General features: G+C 59.2%; 19 protein-coding genes. 11 read left to right on the top strand and 8 right to left on the bottom strand.

Going from position 1 to position 22,591, the window contains the following annotated elements; translation table 11 throughout:
- Positions 1-267 precede the first annotated feature (267 nt).
- The 5 genes from HDF15_RS18015 to HDF15_RS18035 all read left to right on the top strand — a co-directional run bounded on the left by HDF15_RS18015 (position 268) and on the right by HDF15_RS18035 (position 8,834).
- A complete protein-coding gene (locus HDF15_RS18015; protein WP_184258014.1) occupies positions 268-1,623 on the top strand; it encodes a hypothetical protein in 1,356 nt (451 codons plus the stop codon).
- 319 nt (positions 1,624-1,942) lie between these two features.
- The gene (locus HDF15_RS18020; RefSeq protein ID WP_184258016.1) at positions 1,943-2,836 is read left to right on the top strand and encodes an ABC transporter ATP-binding protein; all 894 of its coding nucleotides are present in this window, start codon (positions 1,943-1,945) and stop codon (positions 2,834-2,836) included.
- A gap of 24 nt (positions 2,837-2,860) precedes the next feature.
- Entirely contained in the window at positions 2,861-6,499 is a 3,639-nt protein-coding gene (locus HDF15_RS18025) for a M1 family aminopeptidase (RefSeq protein ID WP_184258018.1), read from the top strand.
- Positions 6,500-6,525: 26 nt separating this feature from the next.
- Positions 6,526-6,987, top strand: a complete 462-nt coding sequence (gene dut / locus HDF15_RS18030; RefSeq protein ID WP_184258020.1) for a dUTP diphosphatase — start codon at positions 6,526-6,528, stop codon at positions 6,985-6,987.
- A gap of 293 nt (positions 6,988-7,280) precedes the next feature.
- Positions 7,281-8,834, top strand: a complete 1,554-nt coding sequence (locus HDF15_RS18035; protein ID WP_184258022.1) for a hypothetical protein — start codon at positions 7,281-7,283, stop codon at positions 8,832-8,834.
- Positions 8,835-9,312: 478 nt separating this feature from the next.
- Here the strand turns inward: HDF15_RS18035 and HDF15_RS18040 are convergent, their stop codons facing one another.
- From HDF15_RS18040 to rpsU, 3 genes are all read right to left on the bottom strand, one after another.
- Complete coding sequence (locus tag HDF15_RS18040) at positions 9,313-10,290, bottom strand: MBL fold metallo-hydrolase (RefSeq protein WP_184258024.1); 978 nt, start codon at positions 10,288-10,290, stop codon at positions 9,313-9,315.
- A 41-nt stretch (positions 10,291-10,331) separates the two neighbouring features.
- On the bottom strand, positions 10,332-10,841 hold the full coding sequence (locus tag HDF15_RS18045) for a zinc-ribbon domain containing protein (RefSeq protein WP_184258026.1): 510 nt from the start codon (positions 10,839-10,841) through the stop codon (positions 10,332-10,334).
- A 287-nt stretch (positions 10,842-11,128) separates the two neighbouring features.
- Positions 11,129-11,326, bottom strand: coding sequence for a 30S ribosomal protein S21 (gene rpsU / locus HDF15_RS18050; RefSeq protein ID WP_014267628.1), 198 nt, complete (start codon positions 11,324-11,326; stop codon positions 11,129-11,131).
- Between the two features lie 376 nt (positions 11,327-11,702).
- Between rpsU and HDF15_RS18055 the strand changes: the two genes are divergently transcribed.
- Entirely contained in the window at positions 11,703-12,194 is a 492-nt protein-coding gene (locus HDF15_RS18055) for a gamma carbonic anhydrase family protein (RefSeq protein ID WP_311733141.1), read from the top strand.
- A gap of 148 nt (positions 12,195-12,342) precedes the next feature.
- Here the strand turns inward: HDF15_RS18055 and HDF15_RS18060 are convergent, their stop codons facing one another.
- The gene (locus HDF15_RS18060) at positions 12,343-12,750 is read right to left on the bottom strand and encodes a VOC family protein (RefSeq protein WP_184258030.1); all 408 of its coding nucleotides are present in this window, start codon (positions 12,748-12,750) and stop codon (positions 12,343-12,345) included.
- 122 nt (positions 12,751-12,872) lie between these two features.
- Here HDF15_RS18060 and HDF15_RS18065 point away from each other — a divergent pair, with 122 nt between their 5' ends.
- Positions 12,873-16,079, top strand: a complete 3,207-nt coding sequence (locus HDF15_RS18065) for a DUF3857 domain-containing protein (protein WP_184258032.1) — start codon at positions 12,873-12,875, stop codon at positions 16,077-16,079.
- Between the two features lie 166 nt (positions 16,080-16,245).
- Here HDF15_RS18065 and HDF15_RS18070 read toward each other — a convergent pair whose 3' ends face one another.
- A complete protein-coding gene (locus HDF15_RS18070; RefSeq protein WP_260331168.1) occupies positions 16,246-17,595 on the bottom strand; it encodes a DUF2254 domain-containing protein in 1,350 nt (449 codons plus the stop codon).
- Positions 17,596-17,726: 131 nt separating this feature from the next.
- On the bottom strand, positions 17,727-18,101 hold the full coding sequence (locus HDF15_RS18075; RefSeq protein WP_184258035.1) for a hypothetical protein: 375 nt from the start codon (positions 18,099-18,101) through the stop codon (positions 17,727-17,729).
- Positions 18,102-18,311: 210 nt separating this feature from the next.
- Here HDF15_RS18075 and HDF15_RS18080 point away from each other — a divergent pair, with 210 nt between their 5' ends.
- A complete protein-coding gene (locus tag HDF15_RS18080) occupies positions 18,312-18,782 on the top strand; it encodes a bacterioferritin (protein WP_184258037.1) in 471 nt (156 codons plus the stop codon).
- A gap of 302 nt (positions 18,783-19,084) precedes the next feature.
- On the opposite strand, the gene HDF15_RS18085 is transcribed toward HDF15_RS18080, so the two are convergent.
- Together HDF15_RS18085 and HDF15_RS18090 are read right to left on the bottom strand one after the other, a co-directional pair.
- Entirely contained in the window at positions 19,085-19,420 is a 336-nt protein-coding gene (locus HDF15_RS18085) for a hypothetical protein (protein ID WP_184258039.1), read from the bottom strand.
- Entirely contained in the window at positions 19,417-20,061 is a 645-nt protein-coding gene (locus HDF15_RS18090) for an RNA polymerase sigma factor (protein ID WP_184258041.1), read from the bottom strand. Before HDF15_RS18090 ends, HDF15_RS18085 begins: the two co-directional genes overlap by 4 nt.
- Positions 20,062-20,205: 144 nt before the next feature.
- On the opposite strand from HDF15_RS18090, the gene HDF15_RS18095 reads away from it, so the two are divergent.
- The 3 genes from HDF15_RS18095 (at position 20,206) to HDF15_RS18105 (ending at position 22,570) form a co-directional block, all read left to right on the top strand.
- Positions 20,206-20,676, top strand: a complete 471-nt coding sequence (locus tag HDF15_RS18095) for a DUF6249 domain-containing protein (RefSeq protein WP_184258043.1) — start codon at positions 20,206-20,208, stop codon at positions 20,674-20,676.
- A 65-nt stretch (positions 20,677-20,741) separates the two neighbouring features.
- Positions 20,742-22,076 (top strand): histidine--tRNA ligase, encoded by a 1,335-nt coding sequence (gene hisS / locus HDF15_RS18100; protein WP_184258045.1) that lies wholly within the window; start codon positions 20,742-20,744, stop codon positions 22,074-22,076.
- Complete coding sequence (locus HDF15_RS18105; protein WP_184258046.1) at positions 22,073-22,570, top strand: DUF6882 domain-containing protein; 498 nt, start codon at positions 22,073-22,075, stop codon at positions 22,568-22,570. Before hisS ends, HDF15_RS18105 begins: the two co-directional genes overlap by 4 nt.
- Positions 22,571-22,591: the final 21 nt, after the last annotated feature.

Below are 22,591 nucleotides of genomic sequence, written 5' to 3' on the forward strand. Positions count from 1 at the left end.
GTCGTTGCTGTTGCTGTTGCTGTTGCTTTTCTGGTTGTCATTCCGAGCGCAGCGAGTGAACCTGCTGTCTCCCGCTTTTCGCCAGTGCCACCACAGGCGTTGTGCGTTAGCCCAAATCAAGCTCCAGTTCCAGCGCACATATTTTCGGGTGGTACGAACGAAGAACGGGAGACAGCAGGTTCACTCGCTGCGCTCGGAATGACAACCAGAAAGGCAACAGCAACGGCAAAGACAGCCTCCCCGATATAATCGCCCCTATTGCCAACCATGCCCGAGCCCACCATCCGTCGCCTCAACTTCCGCGCCCCCTGGGTCATCTTCTGGGTCGGTTTCGCACTTCGGATGGCCTGCATCCTCATTGGCCACACCTATCGCATCCGCACCACCCACGACCATTGGGAGTACGGCTTCGAGGCCGGCCGCATCGCGCGCTCCCTCGTTCTGGGCCGCGGCTACAGCAGCCCGTTCAACGGCCCCTCCGGCCCCACCGCATGGCTTCCACCGCTCTATCCGTTGCTGATGGCCCTGGGCTTCAGACTCTTCGGCGTCTACACGAATGCCGCGGCCATTTTCATCATGGCGTGCAACAGCGCCCTCTCAGCCGCCATCGCACCGGCACTCTATGAGATCGCAGCGCGCTGCTTTGACGCCTACGGCATCGCCCGCCGCGCTTCGACGAAGGCTGCACCCATGGCGCTTTGGTCGGCGTGGCTCTGGGCCGTCTATCCGGCGGCCCTGCAGTTTGCCATCCACTGGCTGTGGGAGATGTCCCTTACCGCCTGCCTCTTTACCTGGGCACTCGTCTTCTGCCTCCGTCTGCGACACATCGGCGAACCTGAAGAGGTAGCGCCAAGGCCGGGCCGCGACTTTGTACTCTGGGCGGTCTTCGGGCTGCTCTGGGGGCTGACCGCTCTCTCCAATGCCTCCCTGGTGCTGTGCCTTCCCGTATGGATTCTTTGGATCCTGTGGCCGCAAAAGAACCAGCAATCCCATCACCCCTTGATGCAGTCCGTCGCCGGCGCTGCCCTCGCCTGTATCGTCATCGTTGCAACGATGATGCCGTGGATCGTGCGTAACGAGCGTGCCTTTCACGCCTTTGTGCCGACGCGCTCCAACTTCGGCGTCGAGCTCTGGCAGAGTTCGCTGCCCTCCCACGACGCCTTTCCCTGGGGAGCCACCGTGCCCCTCTGGAGCGGCGATCCCGACTTCAAGCTCTACGCCAAAATGGGAGAGTTGAACTATGCCAAGATGCGCGGCGCTCAGGCCAAGGCGACGCTGCGCGCGCATCCCGATGTGTTTCTGCGCCACACGCTGCAGCGCATTCAGTTCTTCTGGTTCGGGGTTCCCCACACCGAGCAGAAGCATCGCTCGGAAGAGGTGGGCCGCATCTTCAGCTACAGCTTCCTGAGCGTTGCCGGACTGCTCGGCCTGGCCCTCGCGCTGAAACGAAGAGTTCCCGGAGCCTGGCTGATGGCGAGCGTCCTGCTGTTGACGCCGCTCGTGTACTACATGGTCGTGATCCAGGCGCGGTTCAGGCACCCCATCGAGCCCATCATCGCCGTCCTGTCCGTGTACCTCTTCCGCTCGACGACACCGCGTAAAGCTGTGGCAAACCCCATATAGCGATAGAAGGCTCTTTTCAAACCTACCCATAGATTGTCATCTCGACCGAAGGCGCGCTTTTGCGCCGTAGTGGAGAGACCCCTGTATTTCGAGGGTGTATCGATCACCCACACCGCGCACGTCGGGCAATACTGCCAGCGCGAGCAAAATACAGGGGTCTCTCCACTGCGCATGACATAGAGCCGTCATGCTTCGGTCGAGATGACAAGATATGGGTAATCCGAGAAAGACACTTTCCTTCGAACCCCCAACCCACAGGTGATAGAGTTCAAACACCGTAGTAGCAGTCGAATCCCTCACCGAGTCAGGGGCTTCTCGCATGGCGCTTACGATCACAGGTCTGTCCAAGACCTATCCGAATGGTGTTCACGCTCTCAAGAACATCTCGCTCACTATCGGCAACAACATGTTCGGGCTGTTAGGTCCAAACGGCGCAGGCAAGAGTACGCTGATGCGTACCATCGCCACCCTGCAGGAGCCCGACAGCGGCACCATCTTTCTTGACGGCATCGACGTACTCCAGCAGAAAGACGCCGTGCGCCAGACGCTCGGCTATCTGCCGCAGGAGTTCGGGGTCTACCCCAAGATGTCGGCGCTGGACATGCTCTCCCACCTTGCGGTGATGAAGGGCATTACCAACGCGGGCGAGCGCAAGGAGGTCGTCGAAGCCCTGCTGAACCAGACGAACCTGTGGGAGTTCCGCAAGAAGGCGCTGAGCACCTACTCCGGCGGCATGAAGCAGCGGTTCGGCATCGCGCAGGCGTTGCTCGGCAAGCCCCGGCTCATCATCGTCGACGAGCCGACTGCGGGGCTCGATCCCGCCGAACGCAATCGCTTCCTCAACCTGCTCTCCTCCATTGGCCGGGACGTCACGGTGATTCTCTCGACGCACATCGTCGAAGACGTTCGCGAACTCTGCCCGCGCATGGCGATCATCGCCGCCGGAGAGTTGCTGCTGGAAGGCGCACCCAGCGAGGCGCTGGCCGCCTTGAACGGCAAGATCTGGTCGAAGGTCGTTGCCACCGATGACGAGCTGCGCGCTCTGGAATCCGAGCTGCGCGTCATCTCCAGCCACCTGGTCGCAGGCCAGCACGAGATTCGCGTGTACGCCGACAGCGCCCCCGGCGAAGGCTTCCGCGCCGTGGATTCCGGTCTTGAGGACGTTTACTTCCTCAACCTGTCCAGCCAGTCTGCAGCCAAAGCAGCCAACTAACCTCTTTCCGCACGGAGATCCGCGATGAAACTCTTTTGGGAGTTCTTCTCCTTCGAGCTCAAGGTCCGGCTGAAGAGCCTGTCGACGTACGTGTACTTTGCGATGTGGTTCTTCTTCAGCTTCCTTTCCGTCGCAGCTGAGGACTTCATCACCACGGGCAACGGCAAACAGCTTCTCAATGGACCGTTCTCAAACACCATCCTGTACATGTTTTTCACGTTGTTCGGGACAATTGTTATCGCCGCCATCTTCGGCACATCGGTCCTGCGGGACTTTCAACGCGATACCTTCCAGCTGATCTTTACAAAGCCGATTACGAAGTTTGCATATCTCGGCGGCCGCTGGGCGGGATCGTTTGTCACCTGCGTCTTCGTGTTCTCGGGAATGGTCTTCGGCGAAGCGATCGGATCGCTGATGCCCTGGGCCGATCACACCCGCATCGTCAGCGGTCATGCCTGGTGGTACCTGCAACCGTTCCTGTCGATCGTGGTCGTGCAGATCTTCTTTCTCGGCTCGATCTTCTTCCTGGTGGCCGCGCTCTCGCGCAAGATTGTCATCGTCTATCTGCAGGGCATCGCGGTCCTGATGATCTATCTGCTGCTGCAGGCCGTGTTCAGTGCGACGCAGTCGCTCGAGCACTTCTGGTCCGGCATTCTCGACCCCATCGGGTTGCAGCTTGCGAGCGTCATTGCACGTTACTGGACAGTCGCGGAGAAGAACTCGCAGCTCTTCTCCTGGTCCGCGTATACAGGCAACGGCGTCTTTCTGTACAACCGGCTGCTCTGGATCGCCATAGGTTTTGTGTCACTGGGTGCTGTCTATCAATTCTTCCCGATGTCCGTCGAGGCCCTGACGGCGAAGTCGCAGGGACGGCGAGCGGCGAAGGCCAAGCGCGAAGAAGACGCCGAGCTTCAGCCACGGCGCTCTCTGGTGGCGGCACAGATGCCACAGGTGCAGCAGAACTTCGGAAGCGGTCTCTGGTTCACGCAACTTGTCTCGATGACACGCCTGCGTATCTCCAACATCACCCATGAGTTGTTGTTCTGGGCACTCGGCGTATTGATCGCTTTCTTTGCCCTGGTCAACGGCTACTTCGCAGGACATGCGCAGGAGACCAATGTCTGGCCCGTCACGTTCCTGATGTTGCAGTCCGTGGAGAACACCGCAGTCATTCTGCTCTTCGTGGTGGCGACCATCTATGCCGGAGAGCTGGTGTGGCGCGAACGGGATACGCGCTTTGCGGGCATCCATGACGCACTGCCCATGCGCGAGACAACGGATTGGCTCTCGAAGTTCTTCGCGCTGGCCTTCGTCGAAGTAGTTCTCCTGCTCCTGGTCATGCTCTGCGGCTTGATCATGCAGACCTTCTCAGGCTTCCATCAGTATGACCTCCTGCAGTACTTCCAGGAGCTGTTCCTCATCGTCTTCCCCTCGGTGATGGGAATCGCCCTGCTCGCGTTCTTCGTGCAGACGGTGGTCTCCAACAAATTTCTCGGCCACGCCATCGTCCTGGGCATCTTCATCATGCAGCCCATTCTCAATCGCTGGAACATTGAGAACACGCTGCTCGTTCCCACGCAGAGCCCCGCGTACACCTACTCCGACATGAATGGCTACGGCCACTTTGTAGCGGCGCTGGCATGGTCAACCGTTTACTGGACCTCGATCTTCGCATTTCTTGCCGTTCTCTCTATCGCGCTGTCGCGACGCGGCGCCGAGGATAGCTGGCGTGCGCGCTGGGGCCAGGCGCGTCACCGCCTGCCAGGACTGACACCGGCACTAGGGCTCTTCGTGCTGCTCGTTATCGGCAGTGGAAGCTGGTACTTCTACAACACGCACGTCCTCAACACCTTCTATACGCAGAAGCAGCTCCGCGACTTCCAGGCGCAGTACGAACGCGACTTCAAGAAGTACGAGCACTTCCCACAGCCGAAGATCATCGCCGTCGATGCGAGCATCGATCTCGATCCCTATCACCGTTCGTTCTCCGGCACCGGCCACTTTGTGCTGCAGAACAAGACACCGAACCCCATTCAGCAGATCCACATCACCGACCAGAGGCAGTCAGTAGCAGACGTGCAGTTCGATCGGCCGTTTCACCACATCAGCAGTTCTTTCCGCGATCTCTATTCGATCTATCAACTCGAAACGCCGCTCGCGCCGGGCGAAAAGTTGAACATGACCTTCAAGGTCGGATATCAATCGCACGGCTTCCGCGATGGCGGCGAGCGGCCCGAACTGGCCTACAGCGGCATGTTTTTTGACTCCGGCTACTTTCCAACCATCGGCTACAGCAACGATGTAGAGATCGACGATCCTCGCCGCCGCCGCGAAGAGAAACTGCCGCTGCTCGAAGACCTGCCGCCGCGCGGCGATCCCGAGGGCAGCGTAACCAACCTCTTTACGCCCAGCTCCGACTGGATCAGCTATCGCACGACGGTCAGCACACCCGACGATCAGATCGCGCTCGCACCCGGCTACCTGCAGCGCGACTGGCATCAGAATGGCCGCCACTACTTCTCCTATGACATGGGCGATGTAAAGATCCTCGACTTCTTCTCGTACATCTCCGGCCGCTACACGGTGAAGAAGGAGAACTACAAGGGCACCAGCATTGAGGTCTACTACGACTACCACCATCCCTGGAATGTCGACGACATGATGCAGGCCGCGCGCGCGGGGCTCGATTACTACCAGGCCAACTACAGTCCGTTCCAGTTCAAGCAGTTCCGCATCATCGAGTTCCCACGCTATCGCAGCTTCGCCCAGTCCTTCCCGAATACCTCGCCCTTCACCGAAACCTTCTTCATCTCCCGTGTTCTCAACCCGAAGAAGGACATCGACTTCACCTACTTCGTCACCGCGCATGAACTCGCGCACCAGTGGTGGGCCCATCAACTCATCGGCGGCCGCGTGGCCGGGTCGAACATGATGTCCGAAGCGCTTGCCGAATACTCTGCCCTGCGCGTGGCGCAGAAAAAGTACGGAGACGCGCAGATGCACAGGTTCCTGTCCCACGAACTCGACGGCTATCTGCGCGGACGCTCCGGCGAGACGCGCAAAGAGCCGCCGCTTGGGCAGGTACAGCGCGAGTCCTACGTCTGGTACCAGAAGGGCAGCCTCATTCTCTACGCGCTCTCCGACTACATCGGCGAAGACAAACTGAACCTTGCGCTGCATAACTTCCTGATGCAGTACCGCTACGCCAATGCCGACGACTCACAGTCCGGCCCCTACCCGGACACAAGAATGCTCGAAGCTGCCCTGCGGGCCCAGACCCCTGCCGACCTGCAGTACTTCATAGACGACAGCTTCGAAAAAATCACCCTCTACGACAACAAGACCCTCCAGGCGACCTCGCAGAAGACACCCGACGGCAAATACAAGGTCACGCTGGTCGTCGAAGGGAAGAAGGCTTACGCCGACGGCAACGGCGTCGAGACGTCTGCCTCCCTCAACGACCTGATCGATGTCGGCGTCTTCAGTGGCAAGAAGGGCGAGGAGAAGCCGCTGTCCGTCCGCAAGGAACGCATTACCGGCGGACGGCAGACCTTCGAGTTCCTCGTGGACGAGCCACCGACGCGCGCTGGAATCGATCCCTACAACAAGCTCATCGACCGGAATCTGGACGACAACTCCACCGACATAGTGAACCAGAAGTAGCGACGTGCGACACTGACTATCGACAGATGAACGACACCAGAAACTCGCCCAAGATCCTCGTACAACGCCTTCACCCAGCGGCCCAGCTTCCGCGTTACGCCCACGCCGGCCCCTATGGCGACCTGGCTGCCGACCTCTTCGCCGCCGAAGCCGCAACGCTGGCTCCTGTGGGCCAGCCGGGCAGCACGCAGGCCGTGCGGACAGGGCTCGCGATGGAGCTTCCCTCGACGCATGGCGCACTGGTCGAAGATCGCTCAGGACTCGCGCTGCGTGGCATCACGACACTGGCAGGCGTCATCGATCCGGGCTATCGCGGCGAGCTCAAGATCGTGCTGACGAACCTCGCGCCTGAGGCCCAGACGGTCGCACCCGGCCACCGCATCGCGCAGCTCCGCATCGTCGAACGCATTCAGGCCAGCTTTGCAGAGACCAACACGCTCGCCGAAACACCACGCAACAACGCAGGGTTTGGCTCGACAGGTGCGTAAACGCCTCGCCAAGGGGTAGCTCCATGTTTTCTTCAGCCTCCCCAAAAATCGTCATCCTTCGACTGCGCACCTCGCGCACTTTGCGAGGTGCGCAGTCGAAGGACCCCGAGGGATTTTCTTTCACCCATAATCTCAGGACCTTTTCCACCACGGAGGTCCAGGCTCGAGCGCTTGAGGTAGAAAAGGTCTGAGAGATATCGGCAAGAGGTCATCCCTCGGGGTCCTTCGACTTCGCGTCCCAAAATGCCGGGACGCTCCGCTCAGGATGACGCCTCTGCAGGGGGGACGACAAGATGAACGATGAATTCACCAACAAAAACACCTCGCCTGTCGCATCTTCAAATAAAGCGATCACAATCCTCTGCGGCGCGGCCCTCTGCTTCAGCCTGCTGACCGCCGTCATCGCCAGCAGGCACTGGCCCCTGATCGGGGACGCCTCACTGATGCACTACGTCGTGTTCCTGATGCACCACGGCCTGCTGCCCTACAAGGACATCGCCGACATCAACCTGCCGGGGACGTATGCCTTTGAAGCAGCGGCGATGGCCCTCTTCGGAGAGGGCGCAATCGCCTGGCGCATCTACGACTTCACCCTGCTGGGAGCGGCCCTCGGCGCCTGCTTTCTCCTGGCCGGACGCAACCGCTGGTTCGCTGCGCTGTTGGCGGGCTGCACCTTTGCCCTGGTTCATCTTCAGGATGGCCTCGAAGAGGGCGGGCAGCGCGATCTGCTGATCGCCGTCCTGCTGCTCTGGTCCTACGTCGCGCTGTTTGCCGCACTGCGAGACAAGCGCCCGCTCCGGATGCTCCTGCTCTTCGGAGTCAGCCTCGGCGCTTCATTCCTCGTCAAGCCGATACTGCTGCCGCTTAGCGGGCTCTTGTTGCTTCTGGTGGGAGCAGTCCGGTATCGACGCGGGCAAAAGCTGGTACCGGGAATCGCAGTCGCACTCGCAGGGATGGCGATCCCCGGCATCTGTGCGCTGCTCTGGCTGCAATCTCATGGGGCTCTGTCCGCTTTCTGGACGTCCGCGCTACCCCTGATTCGCCTCCACGCCAGCCTCGGAGACAGGTCTCTGGGATTTCTGCTCGCTCATTGCCTGTCGCCGATCACGGCGCTCTGCCTGCTTTGGGTCGTCCTTCAGTTCATCGGACGTCCGGCTCTCACGGCAGAACGGGCCGCCTTGCTGGTGGGGGTCTTCGGGACGCTCCTCGCCTATGTCCTGCAGGGAAAAGGCTTCACCTACCAGCGCTATCCCCAGCTCGCGATCCTGCTGGTCTTGATCGGGCTGGATCTGGACGATGCCCTGTTCAGCAAGGGCATACATCGATTCCTGGCGATAGCGACCTGTCTCCTGGGCTGTCTTTTTCTTGCGCCACGATTTGCCTGGCTTACGACCACCTTCTCCGGCGTAACGCGTTTTCAGAATGCCCTCACAGAGCAACTCGATGCCGTAGCCAGCAGGGACCAGCTCTCCGGTCAGGTTCAATGCCTGGATACCTTTGGCGGCTGCATCGGAACGCTCTACCAGATGCGCCTCCCGCAGAGCACCGGCTTCCTCTACGACTGCTACCTGTTCACCGATCCCTCCGCAGAGAGAGAACGCTACCGCGCCGCGTTCTGGACGGCTTACAAGACAGCCCAACCGCGCGTTCTGGTCGTGACGAACCAGTTCTGCTTCTGGGACCCGCGCGGCTTCAAAAAGCTGGGCGAATGGCCGGCCTTCGCCGCGGACCTCGATCAGAACTATCGGGAGCAGTCCGAGTGGCACTCCGACGTTCCGAACCACTTCTGGCACAGGCCGGAAATGCCGTTTCAATTCAGGATCTACGTGCGCAAAGAGCTCCCCTAGAACGGGCCGTCGTTGTCAGTGGTTGAGGCCAGAGTCGGTGGCTAAGGCCAGAACCGTGGCTAGGCCCAAAATCGCGGGTTAAGGCACGAATCGGAAGGGCATAGCTTCAGCCATGCCGCAAAAAGCCAGACGAAAAGCCCTTCCGCTCTGCCGAAGGCCGGAGTAAAGGCGCAGCCGCAGCGACCAAATTGCCTCCTTGCGTGCCGGCGATGCCGCCAAAGGAATCGCCCCCGCCCCTTGCTTTCCGAGGATGAATACCAGACCGTTTTGACGCTCCAAAAGAAAACAATTCAGTCGTTGCGGCTACGCCTCCACTCCAGCCTTCGGCAGAGCGGTACTATCCCTCAATCTCGACTTTTCGGCACGGTTGAAACCGTGCCCTTCCGGTTCTTGCCTCAACAACCGAACCTGAATAACGCATCATTGGAGGACATGCCCTAAAACGAATTTTCCATGGGGTGCGTGCAATTCGTATGCCTTATCCGGCAACCACCGGCTTCCCCTTCTCGTTCCACTCCACATACGCCGCCGGAACCTGGTGGTCGTGCGTGAACAGCACCAGCCAGCGCTCGGGGATCGCCTGCGCCAGAAACCGTTTCCGCTGAGCGATGCAGGTGAGTGGGTCGAGGTCATAGCCCATCACCCACGCTGGATCGAGATGATGATGCGTCGGAATGAGGTCTCCGATGTAGCACGCATGTTCGCTCTGAGACTCCAGATGCACGGCCAGCATGCTCGCCGTGTGGCCGGGGAACGCTTCGACCCGGACACCGGGGACGATCTCGGTTGAGGTTTGAATCGTAACCGGAGGCAGCGGTTGCGGAGCATCCAGCCGTGGGTCCGTTGGGGTAAATTCACCCGCGCCCTGCGGGTCGAGCAGCGTGAGCTGGCCACTGGCAATCAGAGGATCGTAGTTCGGCCCGAGATAGCTGACCGCATCGCGCTCGAGCTGCAGCCGTCCATGCTCCAGCTCTCCCGCCGCGGCGAAGTAGCGCGCATTCGGGAACGTTGGTGTCACGGAGCCATCGAGGTGCAGAGTCGTATTCCAGCCGCAGTGGTCGAAGTGCAGATGCGTGTTGATCACATGTGTCACTTCATCGGGACGCACACCAGCAGCCGCCAGCGAGGCCGGTAGAAGCTCCTGGTTCGCGTGGATCTCACGCATCCTGGGCGGTTGTTTATTGCCGATGCCTGTCTCGATCAGCACCACGTGCTGGCCCGTCCGGACGACGACCGTATTCAATCCCAGCAGGATACGGTTCAACTCGTCGGCGGGAGTGCGCTTCTGCCAGAGCGTCTTCGGCACAACGCCGAACATGGCACCACCATCGAGCAGATAGCTGCCGTCAGAACAAAATACGAGTTCGAAGTCGCCGAGAGTGCGGCGACCGCGAACGAGGTCCGCGTCTTGAGGGAGAGAAGCCGGGTGCACGTTGCCTGTCCTACTGGACATCATAGAACCACTGTCCTGATGGACATCCTATGAACCAGAGAAGACTAGGCTTGTGCCGCCTTGGCCGCAGCCGATAACAGTTCGGCAGAGGCTGACGATTCAGCGAGATTGCCAACCCCGACCGATGTTGTGAACGGGGAGTCGAACTCGCTCGCCGCGACTGCCATTTCCAGAGCAGCACTGGCTTCGGCAATCTGTTTGGCGGGGGAATCCATATTCGTGACCGCGGTCACCGCTGAAGGCACACGCTTCAACTGGAAGCAGGAACGGCAAAGTACGGGTCGCCCCTGGGTCGGCTTAAACGGAACGGTGGTCTCGATACTGCAAGCCGAGCACTTGGTCCGTGTTTCGGTGCGGGATAACGGCAACGCCGCTGCCGCCGCCACGTCCGGGTTCGCAGATCGTCCCAGACCAGCTCGCTTCGCCTTACAGAGCTTGCAGCGCTTGGGGTCGTTCTTGAACTGTTTGTCGAAGAAAAAAAGCTGCTCGCCGGCGGTAAAAACAAATTCGTTGCCGCAATCACAGCACTTCAGGAGCCTATCGATGAATTCCATTGCGCCTTCTCCCACCGTGCGGGATAAGGATGAAGCGCGTCCGGAGATCGTTGAGCCCCGAATGCGGATTCAAGCCTAGGTTTGCATATCGATTACATGTCGACGACGGGGCCCGATGAACGGTAAGGACGGCACAGGTTCAAGCCATCCGGATAGAGAGAAGGAGGAGATGCAACCTGCATCTCCTCCCTTACTTGCTACATCAGTTATGCACTGAAAACGATTTCACTACTTTTCAAAACCAGGGCCAGCCTTATGCTGGCTGGTCCCTGTTTCCTGCGTTGAAATTAGTCTTGTTCTTTACGAACCTTTTTCCGATTGCGCTTGCGTGCGAGTGCTTCCTTTACACGCTTTTTCTCGCCTGGTTTCAGGTAGAAAGAGTGACGCTTGACCTCCTTGATGATGTCTTCCGTCTGCACCTTGCGCTTGAAACGGCGCAGTGCATTCTCAAGGGGTTCGCCTTCTTGAACGCGAACTTCTGCCAAGTTGTATACACCTCCAGACCTGCCAAAGTGGGCCTCACTATCATATCTGTACTCGACCTGTCTGGCCACAGGAAAGTGCAAGGAAATGCAATTACTGCAATTAACTGCTACTTCTTCTTTGCGCTCAAAAGGCCCTGCTCAGGGATACGATTTAGGAGTCGCGTCTCCTTTTCTTCAGCTATTCTCATTGTTTTCTTCAATTTAGGATCGAAGGCGTTGCGGCGGTTTCGGCTCAGGCGCCTACAGGGGAGATAGCGGCGCGCATGGTCTCCCCTCAGGAAAAACACCTGCACGCTCTTCCGGGGGTAACAGGTAAAGTCGAAACCTCTCTAGACTTGTACTCATGATCCGACCCTATCGAGGACATCATCCCGCAGTGCCTGCATCCGCTTATGTCGATCTCTCCGCCCAGGTGGTCGGAGACGTAACCCTGGGCGAAAACGCCAGCGTCTGGATGAATGCCGTGCTGCGTGGCGATGTACACTCCATCAGCATCGGCGACGGGTCCAACGTCCAGGACTGTGCCGTGCTTCACGGCATGAAGGGTCTCTATCCGGTCATCGTCGGGGAGCGGGTGACCATCGGCCACAACGCCACCGTGCACGGCTGCGTGCTCGAAGACGACGTCCTGATCGGTATCGGCGCCATCATCCTGAACGGCGCGCATATTGGTGCCGGATCGATCGTCGCCGCCGGCACTGTCATACCGGAGCGTACAGTCATTCCGCCGCGCAGCCTTGTCGCAGGTGTTCCCGGCAAGGTGCGACGGGCGATCAGTGATAACGACTTCGAGATGATCCGAGGCTATGCCCGAAACTATCTCGAATACACCAAGACCTACCTCGCCGAAACCCAGACGACGCTATAGCAGGCGGATACGCCGAATGCATTGCGCGGCACAGATCCTGGGGTGTGTTATCAAACTTCGAGATCGAACAGTGCAAACAGCTTGCTGCGGCACTGTTTGCATAGTCCAACTTCGTCCCAAGAACAATTCGATTCTGAGATACGTTGCGCTAGGCGGAGCGCCCGTTGGTGAGGCACAGCAGATTGCCGTCCGGATCGCGAAACCAGGCGACCTTGAACTCTCCCGCGCTGCCATCCGGCTGCCCCCCAACGTGGATATCTCCCTGAACCGTAAGGCCGGGGATATTCGTGTAGTGCTCAAAGGAGACACCGCGCGATTTCAGCGTGGCGACCATCGTCTCGATCTCCTCTCCTACGGACCATGTGGCGGCTGTCGCCTGGTTGGTCCCTGCAAACTCGGATTGGTAGACATAGAGCATCACATTGCCGGAGCGAAAGTCGATGAGACCTTCCATCTCCGAGACCTGCGTGAGGCCGAGGGTCTCGGCATAGAAACGGCGCGCCACTTCAAGATCGCGGACGGCAAGGTTCAGGGCTGGGCTATGGTTTCCGAGCATGAGGAGCTCCTTGGCTTTCTACTCTCTATGGGATGGAAGTGCGCGGTCCCGGGTTGGCGCAGCTTCGCTATGAATCTCTACTCTTGCGTGTATCTTTCGGATACAGGTCTTCTGTCTACGTAATGAAGAATCGACGTCCGCTCGCCTCGTCCGCCCTTGTTTCCGCACTCTGCTGCGCCCTGTCCGCTTCGGCACAAGCGCCCACCTCTTCCAGCGCCCCGCCGCCTGCAAAGCCCGATTACACGCATGAATCCTCCATCATCGAAAAGATGGACCGCGTCTATCGCTATGCCGCCGACGGCACCGGGTCAAAAGATCTCTCCGCCGTCGTAGAGATACGCGATGAGGCTGCGGTCAAAAGCTGGAGTGTGCTTCCCCTCCCTTTTGCCTCCAGCTCTGAACACGTGGTGATCGACTACGTCCGCGTTCGCCGGGCCGATGGAACCATCGTCGAAACACCGCCCTCAGACGCGCAGGAGCTGCCTGCAGCCGTCACGCGGGAAGCGCCTTTCTACAGCGACCTCAAGGAAGATCAGATTCCTGTGCGCAGTCTGCGCGCCGGGGACCACCTGGAGTACAAGGTGAGAATCCTGCGCACGCATCCGGAGGCGCCCGGCCACTTCTGGGGGGAGGAGATCTTCTTCACTCCGTCCCTGGGCAAGGTGGTGCTCGAGGAGAGCGTCGAGCTCCACGTACCCGCCTCCGTCTATGTGCAGGTCTGGAGCCCGAAGTATAAGGCGACGAGCACCGAGACGGCGGACGAACACGTCTACCGCTGGCAGAGCTCTCAACTGCTCCCTGTCGCCGGCAAAAACAACAACGAACTCCTGCGCATGGAGAAAGATCCTCCCACCGAAAATGGAGCTACGCTGCCGCACATCGCCTGGTCGAACTTCCATACCTGGCAGGAGGTGGGAGCGTGGTATCGCGGCATGGAGGGCACGCGAATCGCGCCTGACGATGAGGTTCGCGCACGCGTCACCGAACTCACCGCAGGCAAGACCACAGAGGATGAAAAAGCCCGCGCGATCTATGGATTCGTCGCACCGCAGGTGCGGTACATCGGCGTTGCCTTTGGGGTTGGACGGTATCAGCCGCATGAGGCCTCCGACATCCTGCGCAACCAGTACGGCGACTGCAAGGACAAGCACACGCTACAGGCCGCAATGCTCTCCGCCGCCGGCATCTCCTCCGATGCGGCGTTGATTGGAGCCAACGTTGCGTTCACGCCGGACCTGCCTTCTCCTGGCTGGTTCAACCACGTCATCACAGTCGCGCATGTGAACGGCAAGCCGGTCTGGCTGGACGCCACAGCCGAGGTAGCGCCGTACCAACTGCTGTTGCCGGTTCTGCGCGGCAAACAGGCCCTGGTCATCCCCGCCACCGGCGACGCCTATCTTGCCACCACACCCAAGAACCCGCCCTTCCCTCTCGAAGATCATTTCGTGGCTACCGGCACCCTCGACGAGAAAGGGGTCTCGCACTCCCATATCGTGATGGACCTCCGCGGCGACAACGAGATTCCCTATCGGCAGGCGGTCCGCACCGTATCCCCGGCGCAGTGGGACGAGCTGATGCAGCGCATCTCCTATGCGATTGGCTATGCCGGCAAAGTGACCCACGCGGAGTTCTCGCGGCCGGATGACACCACCTCTCCTTTTCATGTTGCCTACGACTACGAGCGCGAGAAGGCCGGAGACTGGGAGAATCTGAGGATCGTTCCCCAGTTTCCGCCGATCGAGCTGGGCCCCGTCGACGAAAAGAACCTGCCCATCCTGCCCATCGAACTCGGAAACCCCCATGTCGAAACGGCACATGCGGTGATGAAACTCCCCGCAGGCTGGGACGCCGAGTTGCCTGCGCCCATCCACGCCAAGACAGCCTTTGCGACGCTCGACAAGACCTACAAGTTTGAGAACGGAACCGTGATCGCAGACCGCCGCTTCGAGGTGCTGACCGACAAGATTCCAGCCGCCGACTGGCGCAGCTATCAGAAGTGGTACAAAGACGCGGGCATGGAAGGTGAAACCTACATCCAGCTCCTTCGCACTGGCGGCAGCGGCCATGCCGCCGCCGAGTACAACGACGATGCCGCGAAGTTGATCCAGGAGGCCATTCAACTGGAGCAGTCTCAATCGTGGGACCAGGTCCATGAGAAACTCGACGCCGCCAGGGCATTGAATCCCAACCAGGCCTATCTATGGAGCAACTACGGGTATCTTGCCGCGCAATATGGCAAGGTCAATGAGGCGATGGCCGACTACAACCGCGAGATCGCCGGGCATCCCGCAGAGGACGTACCTTATCGGCTGCTGGCCGACCTCCAGATGCAGCGCCACAGTGCGGCGGACGCAACCAAGACATTGCATCTGCTGCTGGTGCAACATCCCGGGGATGAATGGGGATCGGAGAGGCTCGCTTCGCTTCTCATGTCCGACAAGGATTATCCCGGTGCAGAGGCCTCTTTGCGCTCCAGCATCGCAGCCAATGGCGATAGCCTGCCGTTGAAGATGATGCTGGCCAGGGTCCTTCTGCACGATGAGAAGAAAGAGGAGGCAGGGGTGCTGCTGCAAGAGGTCGCCAATAAGAGCGACGATGCCGGCCTGTTGAACGACTCCGCCTATGAACTGGCCGACAACGCCCTCGACCTCGCACTGGCCGACGAAGCAGCGCAGCGGTCGCTGGCCATCCTCGCAGATCAATCGACAGGCCATGCGGGCTCTTCCCATGACGCACTCGCCCGCTCCTCGCTGCTTATTGCCGCGTGGGACACGGCGGGATGGATCCTCTTCGACCAGGACAAAACCGCCCAGGCCGAACCGCTGTTGCGTGCGGCCTGGCGCAACGGCATGTCCATGGAGTGTGGCTATCATCTCGGCATGGCTCTCGAAAAAGAGGGCCACACCGCAGAAGCGGCGAACATCTACCACCTGGCTGAAAACGGCGAGCCCGGAGACAATCAGGACGCGGATTTGCGGCTGATCTCCAACCGGCTCTCCGCTCTGGCAAAGACGGGCATCCGTCCCGACGGAGGAGATGCCAAGGCTGCGCTGCAGAAGGCGCGCACCTTCATGCTGGAGAACATCAGTGTCCCGAAGAAAGGCTTGGCAACCTTCGAGATCGAATTTTCAGCACAACGTACCGAAACAGTGCGTTTCATACACGGAGACGAGGGACTGAAATCGATGGCGGACGCCATCCAACATCTCGATTTCAAAGCCGCCATTCCGGCGGACAGCCAGGCAAGGTTGATTCGCCGCGGCATCCTGAGTTGCACCGCGACCTGCGAGTTCGTGCTCATGCCTCCAGGGGAAGCGCTGACGGACTAGGTAGTGTCATCGAACGATTCGAGATGGCGATTGAGCCGTGCAAATAGATTCCTGAGACAAGCCCCTGACGGGTCCGGCTTCAGCCGGGCCGCAGAGGTTCTCTCTCGGCTGTCTAGACTTTTCTTCTCTCCGACTTGCTGAACCTCAATGTTCCCGCTGAGATCATCTAAAGTCTGACGTCAAAGCCGACCGTCTCACGTATTTCGAGGGTGGCAAATCTGGTCTGAGTCTTTTTCCAGGCCGCTTCGATGTCTTCGCGGTCCATTGTCACCAACGGTCTGGTGTTCGCCGTTTCCCAAACGGCAGCCGCCTGCTCTACCAGTGCATTGCGATCCTCAACTCCTTGCAGCTTCGGCGCGAGTCGTTCGAGGGTCGAAAGCAGGCGAATGAGAACCGCAGGGTTATCTGCCGCCGCCTGACGGATCTGATCGAAAGCCTGTTTAACCAGACGTGGAAGGAGCAAGGGACGTACCTGAAGACGCAGCTTTCCGTTTGTATCGAACCAGTGCCCGCTCCTCTGCGGGGCCTCGGCCAGAATCGTCAGGGCCTCTCCGAGCAGATCTACGGAGGCTATCCCCGTGAAGGTATCGTTGATTGCCGGACTTAGCGCACGAATCGCAATCTCAACGATTTGAGCAACACCAAACTCCAAATCCTGAGACAGGACACGGTGACGTCCCATCGTGATGCTGCGCGAAATCAGAGGAGTGAGAGATGCCAGCTTCGATGCCGGAGAAATGAAAGCGAGAGTCTCGCCCTGCAGCACAAATTGCCCCGGTCTGAAGGGGACAGATATCATCGCACCTGCCTTCGCAGCTGTGTTTACCAGCGTTTGATGATGAATCTCCTGTAGGTAACCGCTCGCAGGGCTCAGCATGGGTGCCTTGTCGCTCATGGTCAGATGCGTTTCAGAGGCGTCCAGGTGATGAAGGTGGAGTTCGCTCTTGCTGTAAGGAGCGGCGAGTTCCACTGCGCGGCGAAGGTCGTCGACGATCCGTCCAATGGCATCTGGATTCTGAATCAAGACTGCGACGCGGTGACTGTAGAAGACGAGAAAGCCGAAGGCCGACAGGACCAGGAACCAGCTTGTAATCAATGACACCTGTGGGATGAACGAAGTGTGCTCATCCTGGTGTGTAACCAGGAAGACCAAAAACACGTAGATGAACGCTCCCATGAAGAGGCCAATGCAGGCCTGTGTCACCCAGTCCTGTACAAAGCGATAGAGCAGGCGTGGGCCGAACAGATTCGCCACCATGGACAACACCAGAAGAGCGACGGAGAAGATGAGAGCCAACACCGTGCTGACACATCCCAGCATCGCGCTTAGAATCGCCCGGGCATCGTCGATGCCGCCCATCGTGAACCAATCTGGAATGTGGATTACATGATAGGCAGCGAGCATATCCAGCGTGATCGTGATCGCGAACAGGGCTACGGCTGCGAGAGACATTTTGAGCGGTACTATCCACAAATTGACATTGTGTCTAGACGATGTGAGACGAAAACCGGACATGAAGCTGCTCCTGAGACCAAGCGCGGGTCAATGAAACTGCGGTGATGGGCTGACACCGAGTGAGGAAGAAACCTCGCCCCTCTCTCACGATGCATCGCATCTTGGCTCAATCGAAATAGTGCATAACGGAACTAGCCGAGAAAGACGCCTAATTTGGGCGCATTAGCTATAGCTTCGACGATCGCACGAGAGTATAGACAGAAACTGCGACCGATAGACGGAGGAGAACAAGCGCCCATCAAATGATTCGTTTCAAAGCGAACGATGGTCTTACATAATTTCATCACGCAACCCATTAAATAGGCATAATGCCAGGGGGATCTGGGGCTAAGATCTGGGCTTTGCTCAAACATGAGATCTGCACCTTCGATGACGATCTTCCGCACGCTGCGATCCATCCGACATAGCAATTCCAGCCAGCAGTGGAGAACTGCTGCAGGATCGCAGATACCAGGGAATGCGGAAAGAACCTTTGAACGCGGCTTTAGCGGCTTGGCTGAAGCCATACTCTTCCGATCTATGCCTCAACATGCTGCTTGCACCGTTCCGCTCCACGATAAGAACAGCTTGATGGCACGCACTAAGAACCAGCACACTTCTCCCCAATCCAGCGCTTAACAGCACTTCTACCCTGCGGGCTACGGTTCGTGTCTTCATTGCATCTGAGAGGACAGGAACAAAGCACGCCCAGAGACGATTGAGAGGAAAAAGCAGTTATGCCTAAGGAAAAAGAGACGCACTCCATCACACGCGAGAAACTGATCGACCTGCTCAACGAAGACCTGCAACGCGAGTTTCAGGCTGTCATCGCTTATGTGAACTACTCCCAGGTGCTCAAAGGCGCGGCCTACATGAACATCGCCGCCGAGCTTGCCGTCCACGCCAGGGAAGAGCTAGACCATGCACTGATCCTCTCCGACCAAATCGACTATCTGGGTGGCAAGCCGGCTGTGACAGCCAAGCCCGTGAAGACCAGCGATAAGGCCACGGAGATGCTCAAGTTCGACCTCGACAATGAAGTCGAAACGATCCGCAACTACCGCCGCCGGGTAAAGCAGGCCGATGAACTCAATGAGTTCGCCCTGAGCGAGCAGATCCGCGAGATTCTGATGCAGGAGCAGGATCACCTGACGTCACTGGCGACTGCCCTGGGGATCGATCCGCCGAATCCTGGAATTGCGGATTAGAGCGGTTTCCGTATAGGTGTATAGCATCCCCCAACTTCCTCTACCTTGTCATCTCGACCGAAGCATGACGGCTTTATGTCATGCGTAGTGGAGAGACCTGCAGGCTTGCTAGTGGAGGCAATATCGCCCGCGCTGGCAAGCTGCAGGTCTCTCCACTACGGCGGCAAAAAACGCCGCCTCCGGTCGAGATGACAATTCTGTAGTGAAGCTGGAAAAGGCACTTCATACCTACAAGAAAACTGCTTTAGTACGAATAGGAGAAGTGCGACGTCGAATTCGCCCGACTCTCCCTGCGCATAATTTTAAGAATGAGCCGCTTTCGTGGAGAGCCAGTAGGCGATGGCGCCGAGTTGCGCGAGGACGATCAGTTCGATATCGAATGTAAAGCTGGCAAAGCTCGGCGAGGCATGCGGAGCCAGCACAAACAGAACAATCGCCAGCACCACCATCGCAACTATGGCAGCGATGCGTCCCACGCGAACCGCAGGGCGAGCGGTGCGCTGCTGCGGCAGCGAGGCCGCAACACGAGCGGCGAAGTCCATGGGAATCGCCAGGGGCGGCAGCTCGGGGCTGCGCTCCAGAGCGCGGGTCATCGCTGCTTCGAACTCCTCTTGCGGATTGTGTGTGCTCGTCGTCATGCCTTCCCTGCCATTATCGCCCCTGTCGCAGGGCCGTTGCTACTGCCTTCTTTTGGATGCGGCTGCACGGCCAGGCGGCTTCGCAGTCTCTCGCTGAGCCGTTTGCGCCCTCGATGCAGGTGCGTGCGTACCGTGTTGATCGGGAGTCCGAGAGCCACGGCAATGCCCTCATAGCTGCATTCTTCCTGGTGATAGAGCACCAGCACCGAACGCTCGATCTCGGGCAGAGCCAGCAGTTCGGCATCGACCGCGCTTTGCATTTCAGCATCGGAGAGCCGCTGCTCGGGGGTGCGGGCGTGCTCGCTGGCGAGACTGTCACCCGCAAAGTTTTCAATCCACCCAGTCGACTCCTCTTCTCCCTCCGAAGAAAGTGGCTCGGAGGCCAGGTGGGTGCGCTCCTTGCGGCGGCGCTTCCACTCGTCCTGCGCCAGGTTTACGACGATGCGATAGAGGTAGGTAGAGATCGTCGCATCGCCGCGAAAGTCCGGCAGAGCGCGGTAGAGGCGAAAAAACGCCTCCTGCGCGAGGTCTTCGACATGCGGCCCCGAACCGGTCATGCGCGTAAGCGTGCGGAAGACGAGCCCCTGGTGTTCGCGGACGAGAGCTTCAAAGTTCTCCGGAGATGAGAGATCGGCGCGCACGTGTCTGAACCGGGTCAGACTTCAGGATGCGCCAAAAGTTTCACACGCGGCAATGAAACTTTGCGAGGGGTCCACAGTCGAAGGGGGCATAAGAATTCGGCTGCGGCGCTGGACGCCACGGCCCCAAGGAGAAGTGAGATGGTAATGGAAATGAGTTCGGAGTTTATGAACAGCCCGTTTGTCATTCCTGTGGCCGGTTGCCTGACTGGATTGGGGATTGCCGTCGCCGGGATCTGGTCCAGTGTGCGCACTCGCGAGATACAGAGCCAGGAGCGGCTGGCAGCGATCGCCAGGGGTGTACCCATCCCCCCAACCACCGAGGAACTGGCCATCATCCATGGCAAACCTTCCGTAGACAGCACCCGCCGGCGCGGCAATGTACGCCGTGGAGGCATCGTCCTGCTGGGCACTGCGTTTGGACTGATTCTCTTCTTCATCACGCTCGCCACAGTCTTGCAGGAGCGCAACGTGCTCTGCGGCGCAGCGGTCGGGTTGATTCCATTCGGCATCGGTGTAGGACTGCTGATCGACGCACGCATCCAGACGCGCGAGATTGAGGAAGCTACGGCGCAGGGTTCAGGGTTCAGGGCTCAGGGTCCGGAAGGCACGCGCTAAGCCCTACCCCCTGAGCCCTGGACCCTGGACCCTGGACCCCAGGCATTTCGATAGACTAAAGGTCTATGACTGATAGCAAGAACAAGCCCGCGCCGCGGCCCACCATCAAGGCCGTGCGCGGCACGCGTGATCTCCTTCCCGACCAGACCCCCCTGTGGAATCGCGTCGAAGCCACCACCCGCGCCGTGTTTTCGCGCTATGGCTTCGGCGAAATCCGCACCCCGGTATTCGAAGCCACCGAACTGTTCGCACGCGGCGTCGGTGAGGAGACCGATATCGTCTCGAAGGAGATGTTCACCTGGGAGGACCGCGCCCGCGCAGCCAGCGAAAAAGCCCAGAACCTGACCCTGCGGCCCGAGTCCACCGCAGGCGTGGTGCGTGCGTACATCGAGCACAAGCTCGGCGAGACAGGCCAGCTACAGAAGCTCTATTACATCGGGCCGCAGTTCCGCCGCGAGCGCCCGCAGCGCGGACGGTATCGGCAGTTCTGGCAGATCGGCGCGGAGGTCATCGGACCGCAGACCTCCGGCGCGGAATCTCCCCTACGCGACGCCGAGGTGCTGGAGATGCTCGCCAGCCTGCTCGACGAGCTGGGCATACGTGACTGGAAGCTGGAGCTGAATTCAGTCGGCAACGCCGAGGATCGCGCACGCTTCAACGTGGCGTTACGGGAGGCGCTGGCTCCGGTAAAGGACCAGATGTGCCCTGACAACCAGCGCCGCGCCGAAACCAATCCCCTGCGGGTGCTCGACTCGAAGGAAGAGGCCGACCAGGAGATCATCAACGCCCTGCCGAAGATCGCCGACTACCTCGGCGAGGAATCGCGCGAGCACTTTGAACAGGTAAAAGCCGCGCTCGACGCCTGTGGCGTGCCGTACCACGTGAATCCGCGTCTGGTACGCGGACTGGATTACTACACTCGCACCACGTTCGAATTCACCGTGACCACCGGCCTCGGCACGCAGAACGCGCTGCTCGGCGGCGGACGCTATGACGGGCTCTCGGAGATGCTCGGCGGCCCGAAGGCTCCCGGCATCGGCTTTGCCATCGGCGAAGATCGCCTGATTCTCACCTTGCAGGCTCAGGCCGAAGCCGATGCGGCTGCCAGCGGCATCGCGCCCGCAGAGCCGAAGCTCGATGTTTATATCGCTCCGCTAGGCATAGCGCAGAATCCTGCCGCTCTCAAACTCGCCCGCGAACTGCGCCGCGAGGGACTCTCGGTCGAGGTCGGCGACGGTAGTTTCAAGATCGGCAAGAGCTTCGGCTTCGCGGACAAGCTCGCCCGCCACATCATCCTCCTCGGCGAAGACGAAGTCGCGACGAATATTCTCACGGTCAAATCCTTCGCGACGGGCGAACAGAGAAAAATCTCAAGAGCGGAGTTGATCGGAGCACTATGAGCGATCACGTACGGCATCTTTGCGAAGCATGTTTACAGGATGAGTACAAAGAGTTTGCCCATGATTGCGTTCACAGGTCCATAACGCAAAACAACCTCTGGCTTGAAAAATACAAAATCAACGTCTGGCCTCGCTGGGATTATTCACTGAAAGAGACGACGCTGACTTTTTCCGAAGCCGGGAAGGCGAAGGTAATTTGCAATATCCAAGCGGTTGGCTCGGTTCAAGGTGATTCTTGGGAGTGGTCATGGGGAAACACGAATCTTCCTAAATCCTGCAAAAATCGCATGGACGAGATTCGTCAGTTTGGTGAAGAAAAGCAATGGGATAGGCTGACTTCACTCTTTATAGAGAACACGGAATATTTGGGTTGGGAATTGGCCGCAATCACCGTACATCTACTTGGAGGAACTGCGGTATATCGCTGCCCTGACAGCCAGACACCCGGCTATTTCATGTATCTCGTCATTCTCTCCTCCGAATTTGTCAATTAGGCCGCCTTGCCCCGTCTACAC

It is taken from the genome of Granulicella mallensis, from assembly GCF_014203225.1.
Classification (GTDB): domain Bacteria; phylum Acidobacteriota; class Terriglobia; order Terriglobales; family Acidobacteriaceae; genus Granulicella; species Granulicella mallensis_A.

What these genes read in the sequence shown, in the direction of transcription:
- HDF15_RS18015 (WP_184258014.1), top strand. Translation starts at nt 268, where the DNA reads ATGCCCGAGCCCACCATCCGTCGCCTCAACTTCCGCGCCCCCTGGGTC.
- HDF15_RS18020 (WP_184258016.1), top strand. Translation starts at nt 1,943, where the DNA reads ATGGCGCTTACGATCACAGGTCTGTCCAAGACCTATCCGAATGGTGTT.
- HDF15_RS18025 (WP_184258018.1), top strand. Translation starts at nt 2,861, where the DNA reads ATGAAACTCTTTTGGGAGTTCTTCTCCTTCGAGCTCAAGGTCCGGCTG.
- dut (WP_184258020.1), top strand. Translation starts at nt 6,526, where the DNA reads ATGAACGACACCAGAAACTCGCCCAAGATCCTCGTACAACGCCTTCAC.
- HDF15_RS18035 (WP_184258022.1), top strand. Translation starts at nt 7,281, where the DNA reads ATGAACGATGAATTCACCAACAAAAACACCTCGCCTGTCGCATCTTCA.
- HDF15_RS18040 (WP_184258024.1), bottom strand. Translation starts at nt 10,290, where the DNA reads ATGATGTCCAGTAGGACAGGCAACGTGCACCCGGCTTCTCTCCCTCAA.
- HDF15_RS18045 (WP_184258026.1), bottom strand. Translation starts at nt 10,841, where the DNA reads ATGGAATTCATCGATAGGCTCCTGAAGTGCTGTGATTGCGGCAACGAA.
- HDF15_RS18060 (WP_184258030.1), bottom strand. Translation starts at nt 12,750, where the DNA reads ATGCTCGGAAACCATAGCCCAGCCCTGAACCTTGCCGTCCGCGATCTT.
- HDF15_RS18065 (WP_184258032.1), top strand. Translation starts at nt 12,873, where the DNA reads ATGAAGAATCGACGTCCGCTCGCCTCGTCCGCCCTTGTTTCCGCACTC.
- HDF15_RS18070 (WP_260331168.1), bottom strand. Translation starts at nt 17,595, where the DNA reads ATGTCCGGTTTTCGTCTCACATCGTCTAGACACAATGTCAATTTGTGG.
- HDF15_RS18075 (WP_184258035.1), bottom strand. Translation starts at nt 18,101, where the DNA reads ATGGCTTCAGCCAAGCCGCTAAAGCCGCGTTCAAAGGTTCTTTCCGCA.
- HDF15_RS18080 (WP_184258037.1), top strand. Translation starts at nt 18,312, where the DNA reads ATGCCTAAGGAAAAAGAGACGCACTCCATCACACGCGAGAAACTGATC.
- HDF15_RS18085 (WP_184258039.1), bottom strand. Translation starts at nt 19,420, where the DNA reads ATGACGACGAGCACACACAATCCGCAAGAGGAGTTCGAAGCAGCGATG.
- HDF15_RS18095 (WP_184258043.1), top strand. Translation starts at nt 20,206, where the DNA reads ATGGAAATGAGTTCGGAGTTTATGAACAGCCCGTTTGTCATTCCTGTG.
- hisS (WP_184258045.1), top strand. Translation starts at nt 20,742, where the DNA reads ATGACTGATAGCAAGAACAAGCCCGCGCCGCGGCCCACCATCAAGGCC.
- HDF15_RS18105 (WP_184258046.1), top strand. Translation starts at nt 22,073, where the DNA reads ATGAGCGATCACGTACGGCATCTTTGCGAAGCATGTTTACAGGATGAG.